24 protein-coding genes are annotated in these 25,920 nt (G+C 65.6%); 2 read left to right on the top strand and 22 right to left on the bottom strand.

The genetic code is table 11. The features are described from left to right. Window positions 1-61 precede the first annotated feature (61 nt). On the bottom strand, window positions 62-916 hold the full coding sequence (locus tag R4P57_RS03485; protein ID WP_317801694.1) for a hypothetical protein: 855 nt from the start codon (window positions 914-916) through the stop codon (window positions 62-64). Window positions 917-1,031: 115 nt separating this feature from the next. Beyond that, window positions 1,032-3,386 carry a Tex family protein gene (locus R4P57_RS03480; RefSeq protein WP_317801462.1) on the bottom strand — a complete coding sequence of 785 codons (2,355 nt, stop codon included), beginning with the start codon at window positions 3,384-3,386 and terminating at the stop codon, window positions 1,032-1,034. Between the two features lie 68 nt (window positions 3,387-3,454). Here R4P57_RS03480 and R4P57_RS03475 point away from each other — a divergent pair, with 68 nt between their 5' ends. Beyond that, window positions 3,455-4,408 carry a serine hydrolase gene (locus R4P57_RS03475; protein ID WP_317801461.1) on the top strand — a complete coding sequence of 318 codons (954 nt, stop codon included), beginning with the start codon at window positions 3,455-3,457 and terminating at the stop codon, window positions 4,406-4,408. Window positions 4,409-4,413: 5 nt separating this feature from the next. Here the strand turns inward: R4P57_RS03475 and trmD are convergent, their stop codons facing one another. From trmD to ftsY, 12 genes are all read right to left on the bottom strand, one after another. Then, the gene (trmD, locus tag R4P57_RS03470; RefSeq protein ID WP_317801460.1) at window positions 4,414-5,094 is read right to left on the bottom strand and encodes a tRNA (guanosine(37)-N1)-methyltransferase TrmD; all 681 of its coding nucleotides are present in this window, start codon (window positions 5,092-5,094) and stop codon (window positions 4,414-4,416) included. A 3-nt stretch (window positions 5,095-5,097) separates the two neighbouring features. Continuing rightward, the gene (rimM, locus tag R4P57_RS03465; protein ID WP_317801459.1) at window positions 5,098-5,640 is read right to left on the bottom strand and encodes a ribosome maturation factor RimM; all 543 of its coding nucleotides are present in this window, start codon (window positions 5,638-5,640) and stop codon (window positions 5,098-5,100) included. 14 nt (window positions 5,641-5,654) lie between these two features. Next, on the bottom strand, window positions 5,655-5,897 hold the full coding sequence (locus R4P57_RS03460; protein WP_027496687.1) for an RNA-binding protein: 243 nt from the start codon (window positions 5,895-5,897) through the stop codon (window positions 5,655-5,657). Further along, window positions 5,894-6,370 carry a 30S ribosomal protein S16 gene (gene rpsP / locus R4P57_RS03455; RefSeq protein WP_317801458.1) on the bottom strand — a complete coding sequence of 159 codons (477 nt, stop codon included), beginning with the start codon at window positions 6,368-6,370 and terminating at the stop codon, window positions 5,894-5,896. Before rpsP ends, R4P57_RS03460 begins: the two co-directional genes overlap by 4 nt. A gap of 188 nt (window positions 6,371-6,558) precedes the next feature. Next, on the bottom strand, window positions 6,559-7,320 hold the full coding sequence (locus R4P57_RS03450) for a type II CAAX endopeptidase family protein (protein WP_317801457.1): 762 nt from the start codon (window positions 7,318-7,320) through the stop codon (window positions 6,559-6,561). 65 nt (window positions 7,321-7,385) lie between these two features. Next, entirely contained in the window at window positions 7,386-8,492 is a 1,107-nt protein-coding gene (locus tag R4P57_RS03445; protein WP_317801693.1) for an amidohydrolase family protein, read from the bottom strand. Window positions 8,493-8,511: 19 nt separating this feature from the next. Continuing rightward, window positions 8,512-10,074 carry a signal recognition particle protein gene (gene ffh, locus R4P57_RS03440; RefSeq protein WP_317801456.1) on the bottom strand — a complete coding sequence of 521 codons (1,563 nt, stop codon included), beginning with the start codon at window positions 10,072-10,074 and terminating at the stop codon, window positions 8,512-8,514. A gap of 130 nt (window positions 10,075-10,204) precedes the next feature. Then, window positions 10,205-11,131, bottom strand: coding sequence for a M23 family metallopeptidase (locus tag R4P57_RS03435; RefSeq protein ID WP_317801455.1), 927 nt, complete (start codon window positions 11,129-11,131; stop codon window positions 10,205-10,207). A gap of 201 nt (window positions 11,132-11,332) precedes the next feature. Then, window positions 11,333-13,864, bottom strand: coding sequence for a [protein-PII] uridylyltransferase (locus R4P57_RS03430; RefSeq protein ID WP_317801454.1), 2,532 nt, complete (start codon window positions 13,862-13,864; stop codon window positions 11,333-11,335). Continuing rightward, on the bottom strand, window positions 13,854-14,192 hold the full coding sequence (locus tag R4P57_RS03425) for a P-II family nitrogen regulator (RefSeq protein WP_019664269.1): 339 nt from the start codon (window positions 14,190-14,192) through the stop codon (window positions 13,854-13,856). The genes R4P57_RS03430 and R4P57_RS03425 overlap by 11 nt, the downstream gene beginning before the upstream one ends. 72 nt (window positions 14,193-14,264) lie before the next feature. Further along, entirely contained in the window at window positions 14,265-15,554 is a 1,290-nt protein-coding gene (locus tag R4P57_RS03420) for an ammonium transporter (protein ID WP_317801692.1), read from the bottom strand. A gap of 202 nt (window positions 15,555-15,756) precedes the next feature. Continuing rightward, on the bottom strand, window positions 15,757-17,169 hold the full coding sequence (ftsY, locus tag R4P57_RS03415; protein ID WP_411742277.1) for a signal recognition particle-docking protein FtsY: 1,413 nt from the start codon (window positions 17,167-17,169) through the stop codon (window positions 15,757-15,759). A gap of 104 nt (window positions 17,170-17,273) precedes the next feature. On the opposite strand from ftsY, the gene R4P57_RS03410 reads away from it, so the two are divergent. Next, window positions 17,274-17,906 carry an MSMEG_1061 family FMN-dependent PPOX-type flavoprotein gene (locus R4P57_RS03410; protein WP_317801452.1) on the top strand — a complete coding sequence of 211 codons (633 nt, stop codon included), beginning with the start codon at window positions 17,274-17,276 and terminating at the stop codon, window positions 17,904-17,906. A gap of 16 nt (window positions 17,907-17,922) precedes the next feature. On the opposite strand, the gene smc is transcribed toward R4P57_RS03410, so the two are convergent. The 8 genes from smc to R4P57_RS03370 form a co-directional block, all read right to left on the bottom strand. Next, complete coding sequence (smc, locus tag R4P57_RS03405; RefSeq protein ID WP_317801451.1) at window positions 17,923-21,609, bottom strand: chromosome segregation protein SMC; 3,687 nt, start codon at window positions 21,607-21,609, stop codon at window positions 17,923-17,925. A gap of 60 nt (window positions 21,610-21,669) precedes the next feature. Beyond that, window positions 21,670-21,945: an acylphosphatase gene (locus R4P57_RS03400; RefSeq protein ID WP_317801450.1), complete on the bottom strand. Its 276-nt coding sequence runs from the start codon at window positions 21,943-21,945 to the stop codon at window positions 21,670-21,672. Further along, window positions 21,942-22,874, bottom strand: a complete 933-nt coding sequence (locus R4P57_RS03395) for an SMP-30/gluconolactonase/LRE family protein (protein ID WP_317801449.1) — start codon at window positions 22,872-22,874, stop codon at window positions 21,942-21,944. Before R4P57_RS03395 ends, R4P57_RS03400 begins: the two co-directional genes overlap by 4 nt. Continuing rightward, window positions 22,874-23,302: an OsmC family protein gene (locus tag R4P57_RS03390; RefSeq protein ID WP_317801448.1), complete on the bottom strand. Its 429-nt coding sequence runs from the start codon at window positions 23,300-23,302 to the stop codon at window positions 22,874-22,876. The genes R4P57_RS03395 and R4P57_RS03390 overlap by 1 nt, the downstream gene beginning before the upstream one ends. A gap of 91 nt (window positions 23,303-23,393) precedes the next feature. Beyond that, entirely contained in the window at window positions 23,394-24,260 is an 867-nt protein-coding gene (gene mutM / locus R4P57_RS03385) for a bifunctional DNA-formamidopyrimidine glycosylase/DNA-(apurinic or apyrimidinic site) lyase (protein WP_317801447.1), read from the bottom strand. Further along, complete coding sequence (gene rnc, locus R4P57_RS03380) at window positions 24,260-25,003, bottom strand: ribonuclease III (protein WP_317801691.1); 744 nt, start codon at window positions 25,001-25,003, stop codon at window positions 24,260-24,262. Before rnc ends, mutM begins: the two co-directional genes overlap by 1 nt. Window positions 25,004-25,068: 65 nt before the next feature. Next, complete coding sequence (rpmF, locus tag R4P57_RS03375) at window positions 25,069-25,251, bottom strand: 50S ribosomal protein L32 (protein WP_008717347.1); 183 nt, start codon at window positions 25,249-25,251, stop codon at window positions 25,069-25,071. After that, window positions 25,252-25,860: a DUF177 domain-containing protein gene (locus R4P57_RS03370; RefSeq protein ID WP_317801446.1), complete on the bottom strand. Its 609-nt coding sequence runs from the start codon at window positions 25,858-25,860 to the stop codon at window positions 25,252-25,254. Window positions 25,861-25,920: the final 60 nt, after the last annotated feature.

The raw sequence follows: 25,920 nt of genomic DNA, 5'->3' as shown, positions 1-25,920 counted from the left end.
GGTTCGTACTCCGAGTGAGGTCCGTGCCTGCTAGAGGCAACCCGACCATTGTGCCAGACCATCAGGCGTTCGACGAAATCGGCGCTTCTCGGCTTGCAGCCGTCCCGCTCGCCATCGGCGCAGGTAATACCGTCCGCGCCAATTCGTGCTCGGTGGCCTCACGTGCATGCACGATGCTCGGCTTGCCGGCGATCGCGTCCTGGAGATAGATCTTGGCCCGGATGATCGGACGCCGCCACCGCTTCTCCCGGCGCAGAGCGCGTTCCATCTTCTTCGGCCTGGTGGTGTAGCGCCACCTCGCCCACGGTGCGCTCGGCCTGCTCAACCGCACTGCGGCCAGAACCAGAATCGGCAGCACGAACAGCCCGAGCAGTCCGGTCCAGATCTTGCCCTTGAGCAGGACGACGACGCCGAGCGCCAGATTGGCCAGCGCCAACGCGGCCAACGCTCCGCGAACCCACGGATCAGGATCGGCCCGGAAATCGGCCGGGCTCAACAACTCGAGAGGGTGGAAGCCGAGCAGCAGCAGGCCGGTGAACGCCACTGCCGCGAACACGGCGTCCACCGACGTGCGGCCTTGTTCGGACCAGTAGACATCACGGAGATAGAAGATCAACGCGAACTCGTCGAGGACGAGAGCAGCGCCGATACCGAAGATGGCCGCCAGCACCGCCCCGACCGACTCGGAACCGTCGACGTACACCGCGATCAAGCCGATTCCCGCCAGCAGCATCAGCACGATTCCGAACACGACATGGTGGATGTGCTGCCCGCCGGGCGTGATGTTTCCCGGCCACCACTTCACGTCTGCGCGAATCATCCTGACGCTGAGTCGGATCAGCAGGAACCCCACCAACAGTCCCAGCAGAAAACACAGCAGAGGCAGGCGGCCGTGATCGATGACCCCGTGTTGCAACCACCTCACGTGTGCCTCACGTCCTTCCTGCCGAACCGCCGAACGACCGGTGATCGCGTTTCACACTATTCGCGTGCGGGACCGCCCAGGGCAGCATCGACCGAGGAACCGCTCGCTACTTTCCGAATCCCGCCTTCCGAAGCGCTTCGGCCATCGAACCGGCAGCCGGTGTCGCCGCGCCTGCGCCCCCGGCCGTTCGGCGATCCCGTTGCGGGCGTGCGTCTCGCCCGCGACCGGTCTGATTCGCGCCCGCGGCCCGTCCCTGGCCTCGAGGCCGGTCGCCCTGCTGCCCGCGGGCGGCGTCCTTGCCGCCGGTCACTCCGGGTTCGTCGTCCAGCCGCAGACTCAGACCGATGCGCTGACGGGGGATGTCGACCTCCATGACCTTGACGCGCACGACGTCGCCGGACTTGACGACCTCGCGCGGGTCCTTGACGAAGTTGTGCGACATCGCCGAGACGTGCACGAGCCCGTCCTGATGCACACCGACGTCGACGAATGCCCCGAACGCCGCCACGTTGGTCACGATTCCCTCGAGCGTCATGCCCGGCTTCAGGTCTGCGACCTTCTCGATACCGGCGGCGAAGGTCGCGGTCTTGAACTCGGGACGAGGGTCGCGTCCCGGCTTCTCGAGTTCGGAAATGATGTCCGTGACGGTGGGCAGACCGAATCGCTCGTCGGCGAGTTCGGCAGGGTCGAGTCCGCGCAACAGTGCCGTGTTGCCGATGACCTCCCGCACTCCGACGCCGGCCTTGCCGACGATGCGCCGCACGACGGGATATGCCTCAGGGTGAACACTCGAGCGGTCCAGCGGATCCTCTCCCCCGGAGATGCGGAGGAATCCGGCGCACTGCTCGAAAGCCTTGGGGCCCAGGCGCGGTACGTCCTTGAGTGTGCTGCGGGTGGAGAACGGACCGTTCTGGTCGCGGTGCGCCACGATGCTCTCGGCAAGAGAGCCGGCGATTCCGGAGACCCGCGAGAGCAACGGTACCGACGCGGTGTTGACGTCGACACCGACGGCGTTCACCGCGTCCTCCACGACGGCACCGAGTGATCGGGCCAGCAGGGTTTCGGAAATATCGTGCTGGTACTGCCCGACGCCGATGGACTTGGGATCGATCTTGACCAGCTCGGCCAGCGGATCCTGCAACCTGCGGGCAATCGAGACGGCACCGCGTATCGACACATCCAGTTCGGGCAGCTCGCTCGAGGCGTACGCGGAGGCGGAGTACACCGACGCTCCGGCCTCGGACACCACCACCTTGGTCAGGTTGGCGGCAGGGAACTTGGCGATCAATTCTGCTGCCAGCGAGTCGGTTTCACGCGATGCGGTGCCGTTGCCGATGGCGATCAGTTCGACCTTGTGCTTGGCGGCCAGGCCGGCGAGGGTGGCCACCGCCTGATCCCACTTGCCCTGCGGCTTGTGCGGGTAGATGGTGTCGAAGTCGACGACCTTTCCGGTGGCGTCGACGATGGCGACCTTGGTGCCGGTACGGAAGCCCGGGTCCAGGCCCATCGTGGTGCGGTTGCCCGCCGGCGCGGCGAGCAACAGGTCCTTGAGGTTGCTCGCGAACACGTCGACGGCATCCTTCTCGGCGGATTGGCGCAGTCGCATACGAGTATCGAGGGAGACGGTCACCAGCATCTTGGTGCGCCACGCCCATCGGACGGTATCGAGCAGCCACTTGTCGGCTGGCCGTCCTCGATTCGCGATCCCGAACTTGGTGGCGATCCGACCCTCGTAGACGCTCGGCACCCCGGGGGTCGGTTCGTCACGCTCGGGCTCGAAGCCGAGCGAGAGTACTTCTTCCTTCTCGCCTCTGAGCGTGGCGAGGATGCGGTGCGAGGGCAGGCTCGTGAACGGTTCCGAGAACTCGAAGTAATCGGAGAACTTGGCACCCTCCTCCTCCTTGCCCTTGCGAACCGACGCGACGAGCTTGCCGGACGTCCACATCAGTTCACGCAGTTCACCCACCAGGTCCGCGTCCTCGGCGAAACGCTCGACGAGAATCGCCCGCGCGCCGTCGAGTTGCTCCTGATCGAACTGCGCCGGGTCGGTGGTGGGATCGGAGAACAGGGCGTCGGCGACGGGCTCGTGCCCGGCCTCACGCGCGATCTGAGCCTTGGTTCGACGCTTGGGCTTGAACGGCAGGTAGATGTCCTCGACGCGCGCCTTGGTGTCGGCCGCCATCAACGACTGCTCGAGCGCGTCGTCGAGCTTGCCCTGCGAGCGGATGGACTCGATGACGGCGTCTCGGCGCTCGTCGAGCTCGCGCAGGTACCGCAGCCGCTCGTCGAGGTGACGCAGCTGCGTGTCGTCGAGGGTGCCGGTGACTTCCTTGCGGTAGCGCGCGATGAACGGGACCGTCGACCCGCCGTCGAGCAGTTCCACGGCGGCACGAACCTGTTCTTCACGAACGTCGAGTTCTTCGGCTATGCGCTTGTTCACAGATTTCAGAGCAGTGGTCACGGCGATGGACCCTACCGCTACTGTGGGACAAGTCGGTCAGCGGTTCAACGTGTGGGAGAGATACGCGGATGGTCAGGGGGTCTCGATTCCTGGCTGCAGCCTGCGCCTCCCTGTTGTTGGCCGGGTGCTCGGTTCCTCCCGACGATCAGATCGGTGACTCCGTCTCGAAGGAAACCGCCGAGACGTCGGCATCGCCCTTTCCCGATATGAAGAAGGTCGACGGCGTAGCCCTCGAAGCTCGTATCCCGATGGCGATCGCGTCGGCGCAGGCCCGTGGTGCCGATGTCGATTTCGCGCTGCTGGATCGTCGGACAGGCTCGTTCTACAGCAGCAATGCCGATGTTCAGGTCGAAACCGCGTCGGTGTCCAAACTCTTCATAGCCGACGAGGTGTTGTTCCGGGCGCAGTCGGAGAACCGTCCGGTGTCTGACGACGACCTGGCCACCATGAGCAGCATGCTCGAGTTGTCCGACGACAACGCCGCGTACACGCTCTGGTACCGCTACGGCTCGTCCGAGATCGTGCGCACGGTTGCAGCTCGCTACGGCTTGACGAGCACCACAGCTCCCGGCGACGACCAGTGGTACAACACCGAGACCACTCCCAGCGACCTGGTCGGTTACTACGCTGGGTTGCTGGGCGGCAGCGGCGGTCTGACGACTGCCTCGACAGACGTGGTGATCGGAATGCTGCGGCGTTCGGCACCGATTGCCGCGGACGGCTACAAGCAACATTTCGGGATCGTCGACGGTTTGCCGGGCGAGAGCGTGCACGCTGTGAAACAGGGCTGGATGTGCTGCGTGTCCGATCGGTGGGTACACCTGTCGACAGGCACGATCGGTGTCGACAACCGCTACGTTCTGGCTCTGTCGTCACGCGAGGACATCTTCTACGCAGACGACATGGAACGCTATCCTGACACCGCCGTCGTCGACGTCAGCGACGACGCCAGCGCACTGCATGCCAGGGAAACTCTCACCGGCTTCGTCTCGATGCTCTTCCCCGAGGGCACCGTCAGCTGAATTCGTCAGTCCTGCAGCAGGTCCGGACGACGCTCGGCGGTCCTGTCCAGTGATTGCTCTCGACGCCACGCAGCGATCTTCGCGTGATCACCCGAGAGAAGCACCGACGGAACGTCGAGATCGCGCCACTGTGCGGGGCGCGTGTAACTGGGTCCTTCGAGCAGACCGTCGGAGAACGAATCCTCCTGGTGCGACTGCTGATTGCCCAGGACCCCTGGCATCAGTCGCACCACGGCCTCGGCCATGACCAGGACGGCCGCTTCGCCGCCGATGAGCACGTAATCGCCGATGCTGACTTCCTCGACCCGGACGCGACGTGCGGCGTCGTCGAACACGCGTTGATCGATGCCTTCGTATCGGCCGCAGGCGAATACGAGATGCTGTTCGGAGGACCATCGCTCGGCTGTCCGCTGTGTGAACGGCACACCGGCCGGAGTCGGAACGACGAGGAGAGAATCGTCGGTCAGCACGTCGTCGAGTGCGTCTCCCCACACTGTCGGCTTCATGACCATTCCCGGCCCACCGCCGTAGGGCGAATCGTCGACGGCCTTGTGCACATCGTGAGTCCACGATCGCAGATCATGAACCTCGACCGAGACGAGGCCGCGGTCGATTGCTTTGCCCAGCAGGGCAGTTCGGAGCGGCGTGAGGTATTCGGGAAAGATGGTGACGACGTCGAGGCGCACGATCTACTCCGGATCCAGCAGACCCTCGGGCGGATCGATCTCGATCGTCTTGTCGGCCAACGACACCGACGTCACGATGGCCGCCACGAACGGCACGAGAATTTCGGCGCGGGTCGCTTCGCCGAAACCTGGACTCGGCGTGATGGAGAGCAGCTCCCCAGCTGCAGAGTGGAGGACTTCGCGGACCGTTCCCACGACGGTGCCATCGGTCAGGATCACCGTGAGGCCTTCGAGTTCGTGGTCGTAGTACTCGTCCGGGTCGTCGGAGGGAGGAAGGTCGGTGGATTCGACGAAGAACAAAACGCCACGAAGTTGGTCTGCGGCCGTCTTGTCGTCGATACCGTTCAGACGCAGCAGAAGCCGCCCGGAGTGTTCCCGGACGGCGTCCACTGTGTACGAGGCTGGTTCGGCATTCGATCGAGGCTTGCGGCCCGAGAGAACGGTTCCTTCGGCGAAGCGATCGTCGGGGTTGTCGGTGCGAACCTCGACGACGACTTCGCCTTTGATGCCGTGCGACTTTGCAACACGGCCGATGACCAGCTCCATGATGGGTGCGTGACCTACTGGTCCGTGTCGACCACGTCGACACGGATGCCGCGACCACCGATTCCCGAGACGAGCGTGCGCAGCGCCGTGGCGGTACGACCGCCACGTCCGATGACCTTGCCCAGATCGTCGGGGTGCACGTGGACTTCCACGGTGCGGCCACGACGGCCGGTGATCATCTCGACGCGAACGTCATCGGGATTGGCGACGATGCCGCGAACGAGGTGTTCGACAGCATCGGCGACAACGGCACTCACTTCTCAGCAGCCTCGGCGGCCGGCGCGTCTGCCGTCTCGGTTGCTGCAGCGTCGGTGGTCTCCGCAGCGGCGTCGTCGGCCTTCGGGGCCTTCTTCTTCTTGGCGGTGGTGGCCTCGCCCTGGGGCTCGGAGTCTGCCTGCGCCAGAGCGGCGTTGAACACGTCGAGCTTGGACGGCTTGGGCTCGGCGAGGCGGAGGGTTCCCTCGGCGCCGGGGAGGCCCTTGAACTTCTGCCAGTCACCGGTGATCTTGAGCAGTACCTCGACAGGCTCGGTCGGCTGTGCGCCGACGCCCAACCAGTACTGAGCCCGCTCGGAGTTGATCTCGATGATGCTGGGGTCCTGCTTGGGCTCGTACGTGCCGATGGTCTCGATCGCACGGCCGTTACGACGGGTGCGGGCATCGGAGATGACGACGCGGTAGTGCGGGGTGCGGATCTTGCCGATACGCATGAGCTTGATCTTGACAGCCATGTTCTGGTGGAGCCTTTCGAAAGTTGGTCACGGCGCAATTCAGCGGTTCGCACGGCATGCGAACCCGGTTTTGCGTTGAGGTTTGTCGTGACCGCCGCGCGGTACGTAACCGGATGACGGGCGAACAGCTGTTCATTGTGCCAGACAGGCAGCACGATCGGTGAATCGGGCCTGCCGAACCACTCCCGTCACGCCAGCAGGATCACCAGCGCAGGGAGGGTGTTGTTCACCGAGTGTGCCGTGGTCGACGCGACGATCGAACCGGAGCGCATTCGTGCGATACCGATCGCGAATCCTCCCCACAGCAGCACCACGAAGCGCCACCACTCGCGGTGCCAGATCGCGAACAACACCGCGGTGATCACCAGCACGACCCATCGATTGCCCAACCAGGCCATGGGCATCGGGCGGGTGCGTTTCTCGAGTGCCCCCCACAACATGCCGCGGAACATCGTTTCCTCGCAGATCGGTGCACCGATCCAGATCCACACGGCCAGAGCGATTTTCCAGCCGACGGCCGCATCGGTGACGTTGCCCAGCGGCGTCGGGTCGTCCAACTCGATACCGGACAACAGAATCAGCGCCAGCAGGAGGCCACCGACCACCGCAACGCCACCCCACGCCAACCCGGATCGGAGGTGACCGAGGAATTCGGGGATGGATCTGGGGAGGCCGAAGTCGACGACGGGTCCGTTGCCCCGCGACATCGAGATCGCCACCGCCAGTCCCGCAGCGAGCAGGCTCGGAATCATGATGCCCACCACGAAGACGGCCGAGGCGTCCGACGTCACGACGAGCCCGAGCATCAGGAATCCCGCCAGATTGAGCCCCAGCACCAGCGCCGCGGCCGGTAGTCCCCACCGCTGACCGCTTCTACGTTCGAGCGCGGCCTGCTCGGCTCGCCAGTAGGTTTCGGACAATCCCGATCCTTGCTGCTGAACATGATTCATCGGTGCCATTCCAGCCCAGCTGGGGCGGTCCGGATCAGATTGTCCTGCAAAGCTTCTCGGATTGGTCACCCTCGGGCCGTCGATCCACTCGTCGTGCGGCCGCGCCGGTCGGTCACGCGTCCGCGCAGGATCACCAGATCCGGGTTGGACAGCACATCCGGTCCCCCTCGAGGATCTTCGTAATAGAGGACGAGATCAGCGGGCGCGCCGTGCTCGAGCCCCTGCCGACCCAGCCATGAGCGGGCGTCCCAGCAGGCAGCACCGAGCGCGTCGGTCGGTGAGAGTCCGACGGCAGCGAGTGCGGCGACCTCGTCGGCGATGCGGCCGTGCGCGATCGAACCACCGGCGTCGGTACCTGCGTAGATGGGAATGCCTGCGTCGTGAGCTCGTCCGACGGTATCGGCGACGCGTTCGTGCAGCGCCCGCATGTGCCGGGCGTAGACCGGATACCGGGTGGCGGAATCGGCGATACCGGGGAACGTCTCGATGTTGATCAGCGTCGGTACCAGAGCGGTGCCGTGATCGACCATCATCTCGACCGTTTCGTCGGTCAGGCCGGTGCCGTGTTCTATGCAGTCGATTCCCGCCGCGATGAGTCCGGGCAGGGCATCCTCGCCGAACACGTGGGCGGTCACCCGCGCGCCCTCAGCGTGAGCAGCGGCGATGGCGTCGACGAGGATCGAGTCGTTCCACAGCGGTCGGAGATCTCCCACCGAGCGGTCGATCCAGTCGCCGACGAGCTTGACCCAGCCGTCGCCGAACCGAGCCTGCTGAGCCACCGCCTCAGGCAGTTGCGATTCGTCCTCGATGTCGATCGCCAGACCCGGGATGTATCGCTTGGGTGATGCGATGTGGCGGCCCGCTCGGATGATCCGAGGAAGGTCCTCGCGCTCGTCCAGCGCTCGCGTGTCGACCGGGGACCCGGCGTCGCGCAGCAGCAGCGCGCCGACGCCTCGCTCGGTCTCGGCCTGCCGGATCGACCCCATCAGGTCGGTGTGTCCCCCGCCGTATTCGATCCCGACATGGCAGTGGGCGTCGACCAGACCGGGCAGAATCCAGCCGCCGTCGTGGACGAAATCCACGTCCGCAATCGGCTCGGTCGACAGAACGCCGCCGTCGATCCAGAGGTCGATCTCCGTCCCGTCCGGCAGTCCGCGGCCCCGCACCCGCATGGCCGACACGTGCGCGCGCTTACTTCTTCGGCAGTTTCAGCTGAGAGAGGTCGATTCCCTCGAGCCCTGGCGGCAACTGATCGAGACCCTTGGGCATCGACGACAGGTCGGGCATTCCCGCGGGCATGCCGCCCGGCATGCCGGGGAATCCGCCGCGGATCTTCGGCTGGGTCGGGCCGCGAGCACCCTTCTTGCCTTTCTTGCCCTTCTTGCTGTTGTTCCGCACCTGCTTGCGCGCGCCCGACATGCCCATTCGACCAGCCATCGCAGACATCATCTTGCGTGCCTCGAAGAACCGATCGACCAGCTGATTGACGTCGGAGACCTTGACTCCCGAACCGTTCGCGATACGCAATCGCCTGGAGGCGTTGATGATCTTGGGATCGGTACGCTCCTGCGGCGTCATGCCACGGATGATCGCCTGCACTCGATCGAGTTGCTTCTCGTCGACGTTGGCCAGCTCTTTCATCTGACCGGCACCGGGCAGCATGCCCAGCAGGTTTCCGATGGGACCCATCTTGCGGACGGCCATCATCTGTTCGAGGAAGTCGTCGAGGGTGAGCTGCCCCGAGCCGATCTTGTTGGCGGTGGCCTCGGCCTGCTCGGCGTCGAAGTGCTGTTCGGCCTGCTCGATGAGGCTCAGCACGTCACCCATGCCAAGGATGCGGCTGGCCATGCGATCGGGGTGGAAGACGTCGAAGTCCTCGAGCTTCTCACCGGTCGACGCGAACATGATCGGCTGGCCGGTGACCTCGCGGACGCTCAGCGCGGCACCGCCGCGAGCATCGCCGTCGAGCTTGGTGAGAACGACACCGGTGAAGCCGACGCCGTCACGGAACGCCTCGGCGGTGCTGACGGCATCCTGACCGACCATCGCGTCGAGAACGAACAGTGTCTCGTCCGGCTGGACCGCGTCACGAATTCCCGCGGCCTGACTCATCAGCTCGGTGTCGATGCCGAGGCGGCCTGCAGTGTCGACGATGACCACGTCGTACTGCTTGCTACGAGCCTCGGCGATGCCGGCCCGGGCAACCTCGACGGGATCCGCTGCCGAGACTCCGAGTGCATTGTCCCCGCCGCCGATGGACGTGCCCGGATGCGGCGCGAAGACGGCGGCACCGGCGCGCTCGCCCACGATCTGCAGCTGGCTCACGGCACCGGGACGCTGAAGGTCGCACGCGACGAGCAGTGGGGTGTGGCCCTGGCCCTTGAGCCATTTCGCGAGCTTGCCCGCCAGCGTCGTCTTACCCGAACCCTGCAGACCGGCGAGCATGATCACTGTGGGCGGGTTCTTGGCGAAGACGAGCCTGCGGGTCTCGCCGCCGAGGATGCCGACCAATTCCTCGTTGACGATCTTGACTACCTGCTGGGCGGGGTTGAGCGCGCCCGAAACCTCGGCACCCTTGGCCCGGACCTTGATGCGGTTGATGAACTCACGTACGACGGGCAGTGCCACGTCCGCTTCGAGCAGGGCCAGACGGATCTCACGGGCCGTGGCGTCGATATCCGCGCCGGACAGTCGACCTTTGCCACGCAGGTCCTTGAGAGTCCCGGTCAACCTGTCTGAAAGGGATTCGAACACCGATTGCACTCCTGAGCTAGCCGATCACCGAAAACGAGCCGAATCCGGCACGGTCTCCAGACTAGCGGCAGCACGCCGCGTCGTCGCTGGGGCGTTCGACTGTCGTGTCGAACGTGCCGATGCCGACCGGTCAGGCTTTGCGCGCGGAATCACTCCACGTCACTGCCACACCCCGCGTCGCGAGCCACAGCGAGGGGTCGACCTTGACGCCGGAAGGATCGTGCACCTCGAAGTGCAGATGTGGGCCTGTCGACTGGCCACGGTTGCCCACGGTGGCAATCTGCTCGCCGGCCGACACGCGCTGGCCGGGATGAACGGAGAAGTCGTTGACGTGTCCGTAGACCGTCTCGGTGCCGTCGTCGTGCCGCACCTTGACCCAGAGACCGAAGCCGGAGGCCGGTCCTGCGTCGGACACGGTGCCGTCGGCGGCGGCGTAAATGGGCGTCCCGATGGGTGCCGCGATGTCGAGGCCGGTGTGCTGAGTGCCCCATCGCGAGCCGAAGTTGGACGTCAACACCCCTGCCACGGGCTGCACTGTGCCCTTCTTCAGCGAGCGCAGGCTCTCCAGGGGGGACTCCGCACCCAACTGCCCCAGGCCGACATCGTCGAGCCACTGTTGGGCGGCGGCACCGGGATCGGTGACTCCGAACGCGGCAAGTGGGTCGGTGGCCGGCGCCGGTGCGGATTCCGCAGCAGGTGCGGCTTCGGTAGGCGCGGCCGCCGGCGGTGCGGGCTGTGAGGGTGCAGGCGGGGGCGCGAACTGTGGGGGTAGGAGCTGCGGGAGCTCGAACTGGGGCAGCTCGAATCCGGCGGGCAGTAGACCCTCCGGTACGGCGAACGGGAGTCCGGCTGCGGGTGCCTCCGGGATCGGCGCGGCCGCGGCGGTACCGGCACCCATCGTCGTCGCGCCGACGACGATCGCGCCGGTCGCTGCGACGATGGTTGCCGCCCGTCGACCGAGGTCGGGGGTGTCCTGCACGGCGCGGTGTCTGCCGCGCGTCGGACGCGCGGCGATGTCGGTCGATGTATGGACGGTCGACCGTCGGTGGGATCCCACAGTTCGTGCCTCTCGAATGATCAGGAGTGGAGCCTGCTGGAACGTGGTTCGAGCAGTGTGGAGCCTGCAGGAACGGATGAGAGTGTCGTTTCTGCGTTGGCGACGAATGTAACAAATCGGCATCGGCGGCAGGCCCGTCGGCCGGAAGTTCGTGAAAAGTCACCAGCGCGAGTCGGTCTGCTTTCGCATTCCGACCCGCGGTCAGGTGCCTTCCGGCTTCTCCGGGGGCTTGGGCGGTTCCGGGGCAGGTACGACTGCGAGGATCGCTCGCTCGAGGTCTTCGCGGACCGCCCTGCTGTCTGCTCCCGCCAGGTCGATGCAGAAGGAGTCGACCACCGAGCTGCCCAGAGTCGAGACGCGGGCCCACCGGATGTCCGATCCCTGCTGTTCGATTGCACTGGCCAATCGGCAGAGCAGACCGAGCCGGTCCTCTGCTCGTAGCTCGAGCACCACCTGACCTGGTTCGTTGTCGTCGAACCAGAGCACCCGAGGCGGCGCTTGAGCGTAGAGAACCGGGACGGCCGAATCCTCGGCGTCGTCCTCGACGGTTTCGGCTCTGGCGTCGCGTTCCTTGGCGTCCAGCACGGCGACGAGGTCGAGTTCGCCGGCCTGGGCGCGGATGATTTCCTGCCGCAGTAGACCGGCCTGCGGCGGGGATCCGAAGAGCGGCGCGACGTCGAACGAGTTGATCGCCGACCCCTCGTGACTCCCGAGGGAGGCCGAGAGCACGCGTAGCGAATGCAGTGCGAGGACTCCCGCGGCGTCGGAGAGCAGCCCGGGCGTGTCGGGCGCGATGACGGTGACGACGAAGGTGTGCAGCCCGTCGGTCGGCGCGATGTCGACGTGGACGCCTCCCCGCGCTGCAAGTTCGATGTGCGCCGGGTCGAGTGGATCCGGGGAGGGCAGACTCTCCCCCGCCATCACCAATCGGCAGCGACGCACGAGCTCGCGGATGAGCGAGGCCTTCCAGTCTCCCCACACCCCGGGGCCGGTGGCGAGCGAATCCGCCTCTGCCAGTGCGTGAAGCAGCTCGAGCAGAATGGTGTCGGCACCGAGTGCGTCGACGACGGTTTGCACGGTTGCGGGGTCGTCGAGGTCGCGTCTGGTGGCGGTCTCCGGCAGCAGCAGGTGGTATCGCACCATCGCCGTCAGCAGTGCCACGTCGGACGGCCACAGTCCGAGCCTGTTGCCGATCTGGATGGCCAGGTCGGCACCGACGACGCTGTGGTCGCCGCCGCGCCCCTTGCCGATGTCGTGAATCAACGCGCCGAGCACCAGCAGATCCGGCCGTGCGACGCGAGTGGTCAATGCGCTTGCGTAGGAAGCAGTTTCAACCAGGTGCCGATCGACCGTCCACGTGTGCACGGCATCTCGCGGCGGAAGATCGCGTACCGCGCCCCACTCCGGAATGAGCCTGCCCCACAGTCCGGTTCGGTCGAGCGCTTCGATGGCCGCGATGGCTTTGCGACCCGATCCGAGCAACACGAGCAGATCGTTCAGAGCTTCCTTGGGCCAGGGCTCACGGAGTTCGGGGGCGCTGTCGGACAGCCGGTTCAGGGTCGAGGCAGACATCGGCATTCCGGTCTGTGCCGAGGCGGCGGCGACGCGCATGATCAGGCCGGGGTCCTTGTTCGGTCGAGCGTCGCGGGCGAGAACCACCTCACCGGCATGTTCGACGACTCCCTCGTCCAGTGGACGACGGACCGGAACTCGACGAAGGCGCGAAAGGCCCTTTCGAGGAAGCGAATTGCCGGCGGTACGCAGTCCGACGTCGACCGAGTAGCTGATGGTGCGAGCCGAATCGCTCAGTACGCGAGCGAGATCGAAGCGGTCACCGATTCGCAGCGCGGCACCGATCTCGTCGGCGTCCTGGGCCCGCAGTTGATCCCGTGCTCGACCGGCGACGCGGTGCAGTTCGGTGCGCACGTCCAACAGGCGTCCGTGCGCGAACGCCAAACCGCCACCGGGTGATTCGGGTCCGAGCCCGGGCATACCGTCGGTCAACTGCGCGATGGAGAGGGCGTCGAGCAACTGGACGTCGCGCAGTCCCCCGCGGCCGCTCTTGAGATCGGGTTCGGCGCGGTGTGCGATCTCTCCGCTGCGCGACCACCGCCCGCGGGTCTGCTCGATCAGCTCGTCGAAACGCCCTCGAATACCGTTGCGCCACTGGCGACGTACGCCGCCGATGAGAAGATTGCTCAATTCGACGTCACCGGCGATGTGACGCGCCTCGAGCATACCGAGCGATGCCGTCATGTCGGCTGCAGCGACCTGCAGAGCCTGCGGCACCGTTCGCACGCTGTGGTCGAGCTTGATGTGCGCGTCCCACAGTGGGTACCAGAGCTTGTCGGCGACATCGGAGACGATGCGTGGTTCGAGATCGTCGTGCAGCAGTATCAGGTCCAGATCCGAATACGGCAGCAGTTCACGACGAGCAAGACCGCCGACGGCGACGATCGCGAAACCGGAGTCCGGTTTGATCCCGAGCTCGGCACCTTTGGTGGTCAGCCAGAACTCGTGGAGATCGACCAGAGCCTGCCGGAGCGAGGGTGCATCGAGACGACGATTGCGTGTTCCGCCGTCGAGTAGTTGTTTTCTGGCCCGAGCGAGATCTGCTGCAGCATCGCTCGTGCCCTTCGATGCGGAGCCCGTGGAGACCGAAGGCCCCGATCCTGACGCTTTCGCGCCAGAACCGGGGCCCACGGCCCGAGACCCTTTGGGGTCAGAGTGCATCAGCGCCACGTTCTCCGGTGCGGACTCGGATGACCGAATCGACCGGGGAAACCCAGACCTTGCCGTCACCGATCTTGCCGGTGCGCGCAGCCTCGACGATGACCTCGACGACCTTCTCCACTGCGGCGTCGTCGACGACTACCTCGACCCGCACCTTGGGCACGAAGTCGACCGAGTACTCCGCACCTCGGTAGACCTCGGTGTGCCCCTTCTGGCGGCCGTAACCCTGAACTTCACTGACTGTCATTCCGAGTACGCCGGCCTGCTCCAGCCCCGTCTTGACGTCCTCCAGGGTGAACGGTTTGACGATTGCCGTGATCAGCTTCATTTTTGCTTCCCTTCACAAGACCTCGAGTGCCCGTTGTCGTACGGTGCAGCGTTCACGTCTATCTCTACCTTGTCAGGCGAAATCATATGCAGTCTCGGCGTGCTCGGCTTCGTCGATGCCGTTCGCCTCCTCCTCGTCCGACACACGCCAGCCGAGAGGCTTGAGCGCGAGCGCGATGACCGCGGTGACGATTGCGGTGAAGATCAGCGCGAACAGTGCGATGACGATCTGCACGACGAGCTGCTTGTAATCGCCGCCGTAGAACAGGCCGGTCTCGGATGCGAGGAAGCCGATTCCGATCGTTCCCCACAGGCCTGCGACCAGGTGAACGCCCACGACGTCGAGCGAGTCGTCGTAGCCGAACTTGAACTTCAGGCCGACAGCCAGCGCGGAGAGCACGCCGGCGATGACGCCGAGGATCATTGCGCCGACCGGTGTGAGTGCGCCTGCGGCCGGGGTGATGGCGACGAGACCTGCGACGATGCCCGAGGCAGCGCCGAGGCTGGTGGCGTGGCCGTCACGAATGCGCTCGGTGATGAGCCAGCCCGCGATGGCAGCTGCGGTAGCCGCAGTGGTGTTGACCCAGGCCACGCCTGCGATGCCGTCGGCTGCGAAGGCGGAACCGGCGTTGAACCCGAACCAGCCGAACCACAGCAGCGCTGCGCCGAGCATGACGAACGGAAGGTTGTGCGGGCGGTAGGCGACCTTGCCGAAGCCGGCGCGCTTGCCGATGATGATCGCCAGAATCAGGCCCGCGATACCGGCGTTGATGTGCACGACGGTGCCACCGGCGAAGTCGATCGGAGCGACGTTGGCGACGAGTCCACCTTCACCGTCGTCGGTGGTGCCGAAGATCATTGCGGCAAGACCGTTCTCGGATCCGGAGAGCAGTCCGCCACCCCAGACCATGTGCGCCAACGGGAAGTAGGCCAGAGTGACCCAGATGCCGGAGAAGGCGAGCCAGGTGCCGTACTTGACGCGACCGGCGATCGAGCCGCTGATCAGTGCCACCGTGATGATGGCGAAGGTGACCTGGAATGCCACGTCGATGACGTTGGCGTAACCCCATGCGCCGGCGATGTAGTTGCCGTCCGCATCGGTGATCGAATCCTTGAGTCCGAAGAACTCGAACGGGTTGGCGAAGACTCCGCCGATGTCCTGGGTGCCGTAGGACATCGACCAACCCCACAGGAAATAGATGATCGAGACGACGGCCATAGCTCCGAACGACATCATCATCATGTTCAACACGGACTTCGACTGCGACATACCGCCGTAGAAGAACGCCAAGCCCGGCGTCATCAGCAGTACCAGCGATGCTGCCATCAGCATCCACGCGGCGTTGCCGGAGTTGGCCAACATATCCTCGGGACTCACGTACACCCTCCATTCTCCTGCACACCGGTTGGCGCGCCGTTACGCAAGAAGAGTGGTTTCACGAAGTTTCATCCGTGACACTCTGGTGTTTCGGATATGTGAACGCATGACCGAATTCTGTTGCAAAAAGGTTTCGTGCTGGCGTTTGTGCTTTTGCCCCGGTTTGCGAACTACCCGGGAGTCGCCATCAGCCCAGCAGTGCGTCGACGAACGCCCCCGGCTCGAACGGAGCAAGATCGTCGGCACCTTCACCGAGACCGACGAGCTTGACGGGCACTCCGAGCTCACGCTGCACCTGAAAAACGATGCCACCCTTCGCGGTTCCGTCGAGCTTGGTCAGCACGACTCCCGTGATGTTCACGATTTCGGCGAAGACGCGGGCCTGTGTCAGTCCGTTCTGGCCCACAGTTGCGTCGAGAACGAGAAGTACGTCGTCGACGTGGGCACGCTTCTCGATGACTCGCTTGACCTTGCTCAGCTCGTCCATCAGACCCGACTTGGTGTGCAACCGTCCCGCGGTGTCGATCAGAACCACATCGACACCGTTCTCGATCCCCTTGCTCACCGCGTCGAAGGCGACAGCGGCCGGATCCGCGGCCTCCTTGCCACGAACCACCTCGGCACCCACTCGCTCGGCCCAGGTCTGCAGCTGATCGGCCGCAGCTGCGCGGAACGTGTCGGCGGCACCGAGCAGCACCCGCCGCCCGTCCGCGACAAGCACGCGAGCGAGTTTGCCCGTGGTCGTGGTCTTGCCGGTGCCGTTGACTCCGACCACCAGCAACACAGCGGGCGCGCCGTCGTGTGGCAGAGCACGAATCGACCGATCGAACTCGGGGTGCAGCTGCGCGACGAGAATCTCGCGCAGCAGGGCCCTGGCATCGGCTTCGGTGCGAATACTGCGCGCCGCCATCTGCTCACGCAGCGTGCGCATGATCTCCGCGGTGGTGGCCGAACCGATATCGGCGATCAGCAGGGTGTCCTCGACCTCTTCCCACGAGTCCTCGTCCAGGTCGCCACCGCCGAGGAGGCCGAGCAGGCTCTTGCCCACCGCGGACTGAGATCGCGCCAGCCGGCCACGGAGACGGTCGAGCCGCCCCTCGGTCGGGTCGATGGTGTCCAAGCGGCGAGGCGCAGAGGCGACGGTGTCGGCCACCGGGGGCTCGGGCGCAACAGGCTCGGCGACGGTGACATCGGTCGCCGGGGCCTCTGGTTCGAGCACCTCCGGCTCGATCCAGACGGTCTCAGATTCGACCGGTTCAGGGGTGGGTACCAGCGGCGGAGGCTCGACCGGCGTGGACTCGACGGGGATGTTCTCGACCGGCTTCGGCTCGACCGGCTTCGGCTCGACCGGCTTCGACTCGGCAGGCTTGGGGGCCTTCGGGACTACAGGCTCGGCTGTCGCCGTTCCCTGACTGAACGAGAAACCGCTGCCCGCGGTGTAGCCACCGGATCTGTCCTTGGTGGCCGCGTCCTCGATTCGCGCTGCCTCGTCCGACTTGAGGGACACTCTCCGACGACGGGAGAGGACCAGCCCGACGACGAGGACGACGAGCAGGACGGCAGCGATCGCCGCGACGATGATCCACGCTTGGTTACTCACGTAGAACATCCTCTCAGGCGATCGCGGCCGTTCGTCACCGGTGGTGCACCGACCGTGAAAATGCGCTTCCCGCCCGCAAGTCCGTGTCGATAGCATTCACGGTCATGGAGTGGACCACGGTGCGCGACGCCGACGAACTGACCGAGATGTTCGGAGAGCCGAGCTTCCGAGCCGCCAACAAGGACCGACGCACGCTGCACCCTCTGGACGTGCAGTGGCTCGCTGCCTCACCGTTCTGCCTCCTCGGGACCTCCGACGCGAGCGGGCGATGCGACGTCTCGCCCAAGGGCGATCCGCCCGGCAGTCTGGTGCACGTCCTCGACTACGCCACGATCGCTCTCGCCGAACGGCCGGGCAATCGCCGGATGGACGGCTATCGCAACATTCTAGAGAACCCGTTCGTCGGGCTGAACTTCTTCGTCCCCGGCCGTGGCGACACCCTCCGCATCAACGGTCGCGCCTCCCTGGTCACCGACGCCCCGTTCTTCGACGATCTTCAGGTCAAGGGTCATCGCCCGATCATGTGCCTGGTCGTCGACATCGAGCAGGTGTTCCACCACTGCGCGAAGGCGTTCATGCGATCCAAGCTGTGGCAGCCCGAGACCTGGGATGCAGACGCCATTCCCGACGTCGCCACGCTGACGAAAGCGTTGATTCCGCAGGCTCCCGAGACGGTGGAGGAACTGCGCGAGTACTACGGCCCGTCCTACGCCGAACAGCTCTACCCGAAGCAGTAGCTCCGGAGGACGAACCTCAGGAGACGGTGTCGGGTTCGGCGACGACAGGTACCGCATCCGACTCGGTTGCCTCCGGCTCGGCTGTGTCCGGCTGCGGTGCGTCCACTGCGACGCGTTCTCGGTTCAACCGCTGCGAGATGACCGTGGTGATGCCGTCGCCGCGCATGCTGACGCCGTACAGCGCGTCGGCCACTTCCATCGTCGGCTTCTGGTGGGTGATGACGATCAACTGCGATTTCTCGCGGAGCTGCTCGAACAGTCCGATCAGTCGACGCAGGTTGGTGTCGTCCAATGCAGCCTCGACCTCGTCCATGACGTAGAACGGTGACGGTCGGGCGCGGAAGATGGCTACCAGCATGGCCACCGCGGTCAGCGATTTCTCGCCACCGGAGAGCAGCGAGAGCCGCTTGACCTTCTTACCGGGCGGGCGTGCCTCGACTTCGATTCCGGTGGTGAGCATGTCCGACGGGTCGGTCAGGATCAGTCGTCCTTCGCCGCCGGGGAAGAGCTTGGCGAATACCCCGGTGAATTCTCGTTCGACGTCGAGCCAGGCCTCCGTGAAGACCTGCAGAATCCGTTCGTCGACGTCGGCGACCACGCCGAGCAGGTCCTTGCGCGCGGACTTGACGTCCTCGAGCTGTGTGGACAGGAAGTTGTAGCGCTCCTCGAGGGCCGCGAACTCTTCGAGGGCGAGCGGGTTCACCTTGCCGAGTGTGGCGAGGTCACGCTCGGCGCGTTTGGCGCGCTGCTCCTGAGTGGCGCGATCGAACGGCATCGGGGCCGGTGCCACCACCTGCTCGCCCCGCTCCTTGGCCGCCTCGTACTCGGCCATCTCTAGTTCGGTGGGGGGCAGGGCCACATCGGGCCCGTACTCGGCCACCAGATCGTCGAGGCCGATGCCGTGCTGTTCGAGAATCGTCGTCTCGAGTTGTTCGATCCGCAGCGCGGCCTGTGCGCGGGCTACTTCGTCCCGGTGCACGGCGTCGGTGATCGACGCAAGCTGACCCTGCAGGGCTCGAACCTGTTCTTTCACCTTGTCGAGTTCGATTGTGCGCGTTGCTCGTTCGGCGGACAGCTCGTCGCGCCGACGTGCAGCGGCTGCAACGACCGTGGCCAACCGCGCGGCGACCTCCTCGCCCGATTCTCCGACCGCCGCAGCCACTGCGGCCGCGTGCCGACGCGCTGCGCTCTCGCGTTCGGCTCGCGCCCTGGCCTCACGCTCGGCTCGCGCCGCTCGTCGAAGCGAATCTGCCCGGCCTCGCACGGACTGAGCGCGCTCTTCGGCGGTCCGCACGTTCAACCGAGCTTCGACCTCCACGGCACGCACTTCGGTCAGTGCCGCCGCCGCCATCTCCCGTTCCATGGTGGTGGCCGCGTCACCGCTCGCGCCGTCTCCTGCGAAGCCGGATTGCTCGTCCTCGGCCGTCCGCAGGTTTTCCTCGAGCTCGGCCAGCCGCGCAATCGCTTCTTCTCGACTGGCCTCGGCAGAGCTACGCTGCGTCGTCAATCGCGCCGACTCCGCGTGCGCCGAACGCGCCAGTTGACCCAATCGGCCCAACTGCTCGTATACCGCGGCCATCGCAGCGTCGGATTCGTTCAGTGCTGCGAGCGCTTGCTCGGCCGATTCACGGCGGTCCCGTTGTTCTTCCAACGCTCCCGACAGCGCTGCGTCGAGCTCCTCCGCGCGGCGGACTGCCGCGGCCAACTCCACTGTCGACGTGTCGATTGCCGACTGCACCTCGAGGGTGCTCGGGCGACGGTCCGAGCCGCCGGTGACCCAGCCTGCTTCGACGACGTCGCCGTCCTTGGTCACCGCCCGCAGCTCACCGGAATCGGAGACGAGACGGTGGGCAGCGTCGAGCGAATCGACGGCGACCACACCGTCGAGCAGGGCCGCCATGGCCCCGGCCAACCGGTCCGGATACTTGATCAGGTCCAGCACCCATCGCGCGCCGCTCGGAAGGTCAGGGCGTCGAATCGATTGTGCTGCAACGACACTGCCGTGCACGATGGACGCGCGGCCGCCGTCGGCCGCACGCAGTGCCAGCACGGCATCACGCGCGGCATCGAACGATTCGGCGTGTGCGGCATCGGCGGCCGGACCCATGGCCACTGCCACCGCGATCTCGTATCCCGGCTCGACCGTGAGATGGCCGGCGAGCAGCCCTGACAGACCGTCCTGCTGATTCTCCACCAGCCACCCGGCACCGTCCTTGCGTTCGAGGCCCATCGTGAGTGCCTCGATCCTGGCTTCGAACGACGCCACCCTCTTACCCGCGATGCGTTCTTCTGCCTGCAGCTCCGTGACTCGTGCGTCGGCATGCCGCAGCGCGGCGACGGCTCGCTCGTAGTGGGTGTCGAGGCTCAGTTCACTCGCGTCGAGGGTGCCGATCTGATCCTGCACGCTCTCGAACTCACGCTGAGCCGATTCGCCGCGCTCGCGGGCCTCGTCGATGGCCACCGACAAGCGCGCCACCTCCGCGTCGATCGACTCGACCTTGGTTCGGAAGGTGTCGACTCGGCCGGACAGGCGCGCAAACCCTTCGCGCCGGTCGGCCACGGCGCGCACCGCCGCGAGGTGGGCACGCTCGGCGGCCGATGCCGCAGCCTCGCGCTCGGCCAACTGCTCTCGTGCAGCCTCGAGGGTTTCGCGTGCCATCTCGACTGCTTCGACGAGTTCCATCTCTTCTTCGGCGACCCGCTCGGCCTGCGCTTCGAGCTCGTCCGGGTCCTGTCCCCGACCGGTGGATTGCACGGCGTCGAGATGCCGAGCCCGTTCGTGTGCGATTCGAACCGTCGCGTTGACACGCTCGGCCAGGGCCGACAGACGGAACCACGTCTGCCCGGCTGCCTCGGCGCTCGGGGTCAACCGGGCGACGGCCTGCTCGTGTTCGGCGAGTGCCACCGAGCCCGCTTCGAGGGCGTCCTGCACCATCGCGTACTGCTCACGCGCCGCTTCCTCGTCCTGGGTCTGGTTCGCGAACTCCTCGCGCCTGGCCACCAGATCGTCGGCCACCAGTCGCAACCGGGCATCGCGGAGGTCGGCCTGGACGGTCTGCGCGCGACGCGCAACCTCGGCCTGCCTACCGAGAGGCTTGAGTTGGCGGCGCAATTCGGTCGTCAGGTCGGTCAACCGCGCCAGATTGGCCTGCATCGCGTCGAGCTTGCGGACGGCCTTTTCCTTGCGCTTGCGGTGCTTGAGCACCCCGGCTGCTTCCTCGATGAAGGCTCGCCGGTCCTCGGGCCGCGATTCCAGGATCGCTGCGAGCCGGCCCTGCCCCACGATCACGTGCATCTCGCGGCCGATACCGGAGTCGCTGAGCAGTTCCTGGACGTCCATCAATCGGCACGAACTGCCGTTGATCTCGTACTCACCCGCGCCGTCGCGGAACATACGCCGGGTGATCGAGACCTCGGAGTAGTCGATCGGCAGTGCACCGTCGGAATTGTCGATCGTCAGGGTCACCTCGGCACGGCCGAGCGGGGCTCGACCCGACGTGCCCGCGAAGATGACGTCTTCCATCTTCCCGCCGCGCAACGCCTTGGCACCCTGTTCACCCATCACCCAGGTCAGGGCATCCACGACATTGGATTTGCCGGAGCCGTTGGGGCCGACGACACAGGTGATTCCGGGCTCGAAACGAAGAGTCGTCGCCGAAGCAAAGGACTTGAAGCCCTTCAGCGTCAGACTCTTGAGATACATAGCGTCCGTACTTTACCGGTAGTACGCAGCGATGTGCGCCGAGCCGTCCGCAACGGACGATCAGCGTTCGACGAAGCCCGTCAGATCTCCGCGGGCCGCGTCCCAACTCTCTACGACGAGCGTGACCGTGCCCGGGGTCCGATCACCTCGGAGCAAGTCGAGAAGTGCCTCGAGACGCTCACGTGGGCCCTCCGCTATCACCAGGACTCGTCCGTCCGCGTGATTGGTCGCGTGACCGACGAGTCCGAGTTCGAGTGCGCGCGAGCGAGTCCACCATCGGAACCCGACGCCCTGAACGAGCCCGTGCACCCACGCCGTCAGCCGTTCGTCGTTCATGCCGTCCACCCGGGTCGTTCCGCAGGCTCCACTCCTGGCTCGAGTTTCTTGACGGATCCGTCGAAACTGGTGGCGTACAACGCCGTCTCGTCGAATCCGACCCCGCCGAAGGCGACCGACGAGGTCAGCGGAACACCGGTGGCTATCACGCAGGTCGCGCCGGATTCCGGGTCGATACGAACCACCCTGCCGGCGAGATTCTGTGCGAGATAGACCGTTCCGTCGTCGCCGACGGTCAGGTCGTCCGACATCGCCAGTGGTCCGACACCGTCGATGCGAATGCGCGCGGACGGTCCGGACGGATTCTTCTCGTCGAGCACGGTGAGCGTCGTCTCGAGATCGAACGTGTTGGCCACGTACATCTTTCCCTCGCCGATGCCGATTCCGTTCGCCGTTCCCACGTCCGTGCGTACCGTCGACACGGTCCGATCGGTCGCGATCCGGCTCAGACCTGCAGCGACACCCAGATTGCGGGTGGTGAACAGATCACCCGACTCCGATCGCGCCAGCCCGTTGGGCATCGCCAGGCCCGACGCGTACGTCGACCGAACCCCCGTACCGAGATCGATCGTGTCGACGGTGCCGGTTCGGGTATCGAGAAGCCCTGCGGCAGCGCTGTTTCCGGTCGTGAAATACACCGTGTCACCATCGGTGACCAGCCCGCCCGGCGACTCGACGTCGGCAACGAGTGTGCCCCGGTCACCGTTCGGAGCCACGGTACGCAGAGCGCCGGGTCCGACAGGAGATGTCTCGGACACGATCATCGAACCGCGGCCGTCGAACTCGAGATTCTCGAGCATCCCGAATCCCGACGCCACCGTGCTCACCGACCACGGAGTGCAGCTGCTCGACGCGTCCGCGGCGGGAGCCAGGGCGGTCGCCGAGCCGAGGAGCAGACCCGTGACGATCACGGCTGCCCTGGCTTTCATCAGGCGTCCACGTCGATGTCCAGGGTGATTGTCGTACCGGCCTTCAGGGTCCGCCCGACGGTGCACACCTTGTCGATGGCGCGCTCGACGACCGTGAGCAGACGCTCCTGCGCCTCGGGGTCCATCGCGCTGAGGTCGACTCGGAGAATCTCGTTCAGTTCCGGATACCGCTCGTTCTCGCGATCGGCGGCCCCGGACACCTCGACGGTGGCGGAGTAGTCATCGCCCAGTCGACGCGAGAGCGGTAGGTCCGAGCTCATGCCGGTGCATGCGGCGAGTGCGATTTTCAGCAGCTCACCGGGGGTGAAGACGCCCTCCACCGACTCGGACCCGATGAGTACTTCGGCTCCTCGGGAGCTGCGGCCGGTGTAGCGACGGGTGCCTGTGCGCTCGACCCAAAGGTTGGTCGGCGTGCTCTGTTCTGCCATGGACGCAAATTCTAGGCGGGCCGCTCAGGAGTGGAGCCTGCGGAATGACCTATTCACACAGGAGTGGAGCCTGCGGAATGACCTGTCGCTGTCAAGTCCGCACGTGTCGGGGTCGCGGCTGGCAGGTGGGGCAGCTGAACGACGAGCGATTCATGAACTTCTCGCGTCTGATCGGGGCTCCGCACCGCGAGCAGGGCAGGCCCTCCTGACCGTATGCGTCGAGGGAACGATCGAAGTAGCCGGATTGTCCGTTGACGTTCACGTACAGCGCGTCGAACGAGGTTCCGCCCTGCGCCAGGGCTTCGCCCATCACCGCGTGCACCGCGGTGAGAAGGCGCCTCAGCGCCGGCCGCGTCAGAGTCTCCGCGATTCGATTGCCGTGGATCTTCGCGCGCCACAGAGCCTCGTCGGCATAGATGTTGCCCACGCCCGAGAGCACGGTCTGATCGAGCAGTGCCCGCTTGATCTCGGTGTGCTTGCCGCGCAACACGTTCACCACCGATTCGGCGTCGAACAGTGGATCGATCGGGTCACGGGCGATGTGTGCGACCGGTTCGGGTACCTCTGTGCCGTCCACGGTGACGATCGGGGCGAGCGCCCAGCCGCCGAACGTGCGCTGATCGACGAAGCGCAGATCGGTGCCGTCGTCGAGTCGAGCACGGATCCGCAGGTGCTTCTCGTCAGGGGCGGACGGCGGCTGCACCAGCATCTGTCCGCTCATACCCAGGTGCACGACGGTGGCGAAATCGCCGGGTTCCATCACCAGCCACAGGTACTTACCGCGCCGCCGAGCGGAGGAGACGCGCTGACCGCGTAGCTGGCCGATCAGGTCGAGGCCACCGAGATCGTGACGCCGCACGGCGCGGGGGTGCAGCACCTCCACCGACCGCATCGTCCTGCCGACGACATGAGATTCCAGACCGAGCCTGACGACCTCGACTTCGGGCAGTTCCGGCATCAGGATTCGTCGGTTGCCGACTCGGCCGGAATCGCAGTGTCGTTGTTCGACAGCGCATTCCACGCCAGACTGGCAGCCTTCTGTTCTGCTTCCTTCTTCGACCGACCCATACCGACGCCGCGTGGGAACCCGCCGACCAATACGGTCGCGGTGAATTCCTTGTCGTGATCGGGCCCGGTGGACGAGATCTCGTACGCGGGAACGCCGAGTGCACGTTCGGCGGTCAATTCCTGCAGGCTCGTTTTCCAGTCCAGCCCTGCACCGAGCTTGGGTGCTCGATCGAGGAGGCCCGCGAACAGTGTCAGAACAACGGTGCGCGCGACGTCGATGCCGTGCTGGAGGTGGATCGCACCCAGCATCGACTCCATGCCGTCGGCAAGGATGCTCGGCTTGTCACGTCCGCCAGTCTGTTCCTCGCCCTTACCCAGCAGCAGATGCCGACCCAGTCCCCCGTCACCGAGTCCACGCGCGACCTCGGCCAGGGCATGCATATTGACCACGCTGGCCCTGATCTTGGCCAGCTGCCCCTCGGACTTGGTGGGGTGCACCGCGTAGAGGTGCTCGGTCACCGCAAGGCCGAGGACGGAATCGCCCAGGAACTCGAGGCGCTCGTTGGTCGGCAGACCACCGTGCTCGTACGCGAACGACCGGTGCGTCAGAGCCAACGTCAACAGAGGTTCGGCCAGGGAAACACCGATAGCGGCGAGGAGCGACTCTCGGTCGTCCCCGCCGCTGACGGCGATGGAGCTATTCTTCTGCGAACCGCTGTTGTGTCGGTCCACTACTTCGTTTGTCACGTGAGCGGAAATCAGACCGCTGCGACGACCTGGCGGCCCTTGTAGGTGCCGCACGAGGGGCACGCGATGTGGGGCAACGTCTTCTCGCCGCAACCACGGTTGGGGCACGTCACAAGGGTGGGCGCAGTGGCCTTCCACTGTGCACGACGCGACCTCGTGTTGGAACGCGACATCTTGCGCTTCGGGACAGCCACTTACTTCTCCTCGGCTTCGTTGTTGACAAGTTCTGTGCTCGGTTCTGGACCCACGCCAAATTTGGCTGCAAGACCAGCCCAGCGAGGATCAATTGTATCGTGACTGTGGCCGGATTCAGCAATCGCCAGGCGAACGCCGCATTCTGAGCACAATCCCTCGCACTCGTCACTGCAGACGGGGTGGAGTGGAAGCTCCAGACCGACCGCGTCGACGATGACGGGTTCGAGATCTATCAGGTCGTCGACGATGCGATGAATCTCGTCCGCATCGGTGGTCTCCTCGGTGATGCTGTTCGGGTAAGCGAACAACTCGGTCAAGTAGACGTCGACGTTGCCACTCACCGGATCGAGGCACCGTGTGCACTCCCCGGCCGTGACGGCTCGTACGGAGCCGGTGACGAGAACGCCCTCCGAGACCGCCTGCAACTGCAGATCGAGCGAGACCGGAACACCGGCTTCGATGGCAATGGCATCGAGGCCGATTCGGGAAGGAGCCGGAACCGTCCGCTCGATGGCGTTCGTCGACCCGGGTCGACGACCGAGGTTGAGAATGTCCAGAACGAATCCGTTGTCCAATTCCGGACGGGTCGTTCTCTTGGGCGGGGGCACGGCTGTTTTTCCTTACTGTCGGTATGCCTACTGTCGGTAAGCAACCCCACAACGATACGC

The organism is Rhodococcus sp. IEGM 1330, assembly GCF_033142445.1.
Lineage (GTDB): Bacteria > Actinomycetota > Actinomycetes > Mycobacteriales > Mycobacteriaceae > Rhodococcoides.
This window is presented reverse-complemented; position numbering and strand designations above follow the sequence as displayed.

Bases quoted from the DNA above. Each gene is read 5' to 3' on its own strand.
- R4P57_RS03475 (WP_317801461.1), top strand. From the start codon at position 3,455: ATGGTCAGGGGGTCTCGATTCCTGGCTGCAGCCTGCGCCTCCCTGTTG.
- rimM (WP_317801459.1), bottom strand. From the start codon at position 5,640: ATGGAGCTGGTCATCGGCCGTGTTGCAAAGTCGCACGGCATCAAAGGC.
- rpsP (WP_317801458.1), bottom strand. From the start codon at position 6,370: ATGGCTGTCAAGATCAAGCTCATGCGTATCGGCAAGATCCGCACCCCG.
- R4P57_RS03450 (WP_317801457.1), bottom strand. From the start codon at position 7,320: ATGAATCATGTTCAGCAGCAAGGATCGGGATTGTCCGAAACCTACTGG.
- R4P57_RS03445 (WP_317801693.1), bottom strand. From the start codon at position 8,492: ATGCGGGTGCGGGGCCGCGGACTGCCGGACGGGACGGAGATCGACCTC.
- R4P57_RS03430 (WP_317801454.1), bottom strand. From the start codon at position 13,864: ATGCACTCTGACCCCAAAGGGTCTCGGGCCGTGGGCCCCGGTTCTGGC.
- R4P57_RS03425 (WP_019664269.1), bottom strand. From the start codon at position 14,192: ATGAAGCTGATCACGGCAATCGTCAAACCGTTCACCCTGGAGGACGTC.
- R4P57_RS03420 (WP_317801692.1), bottom strand. From the start codon at position 15,554: ATGTTGGCCAACTCCGGCAACGCCGCGTGGATGCTGATGGCAGCATCG.
- R4P57_RS03410 (WP_317801452.1), top strand. From the start codon at position 17,274: ATGGAGTGGACCACGGTGCGCGACGCCGACGAACTGACCGAGATGTTC.
- smc (WP_317801451.1), bottom strand. From the start codon at position 21,609: ATGTATCTCAAGAGTCTGACGCTGAAGGGCTTCAAGTCCTTTGCTTCG.
- R4P57_RS03400 (WP_317801450.1), bottom strand. From the start codon at position 21,945: ATGAACGACGAACGGCTGACGGCGTGGGTGCACGGGCTCGTTCAGGGC.
- R4P57_RS03395 (WP_317801449.1), bottom strand. From the start codon at position 22,874: ATGAAAGCCAGGGCAGCCGTGATCGTCACGGGTCTGCTCCTCGGCTCG.
- R4P57_RS03390 (WP_317801448.1), bottom strand. From the start codon at position 23,302: ATGGCAGAACAGAGCACGCCGACCAACCTTTGGGTCGAGCGCACAGGC.
- mutM (WP_317801447.1), bottom strand. From the start codon at position 24,260: ATGCCGGAACTGCCCGAAGTCGAGGTCGTCAGGCTCGGTCTGGAATCT.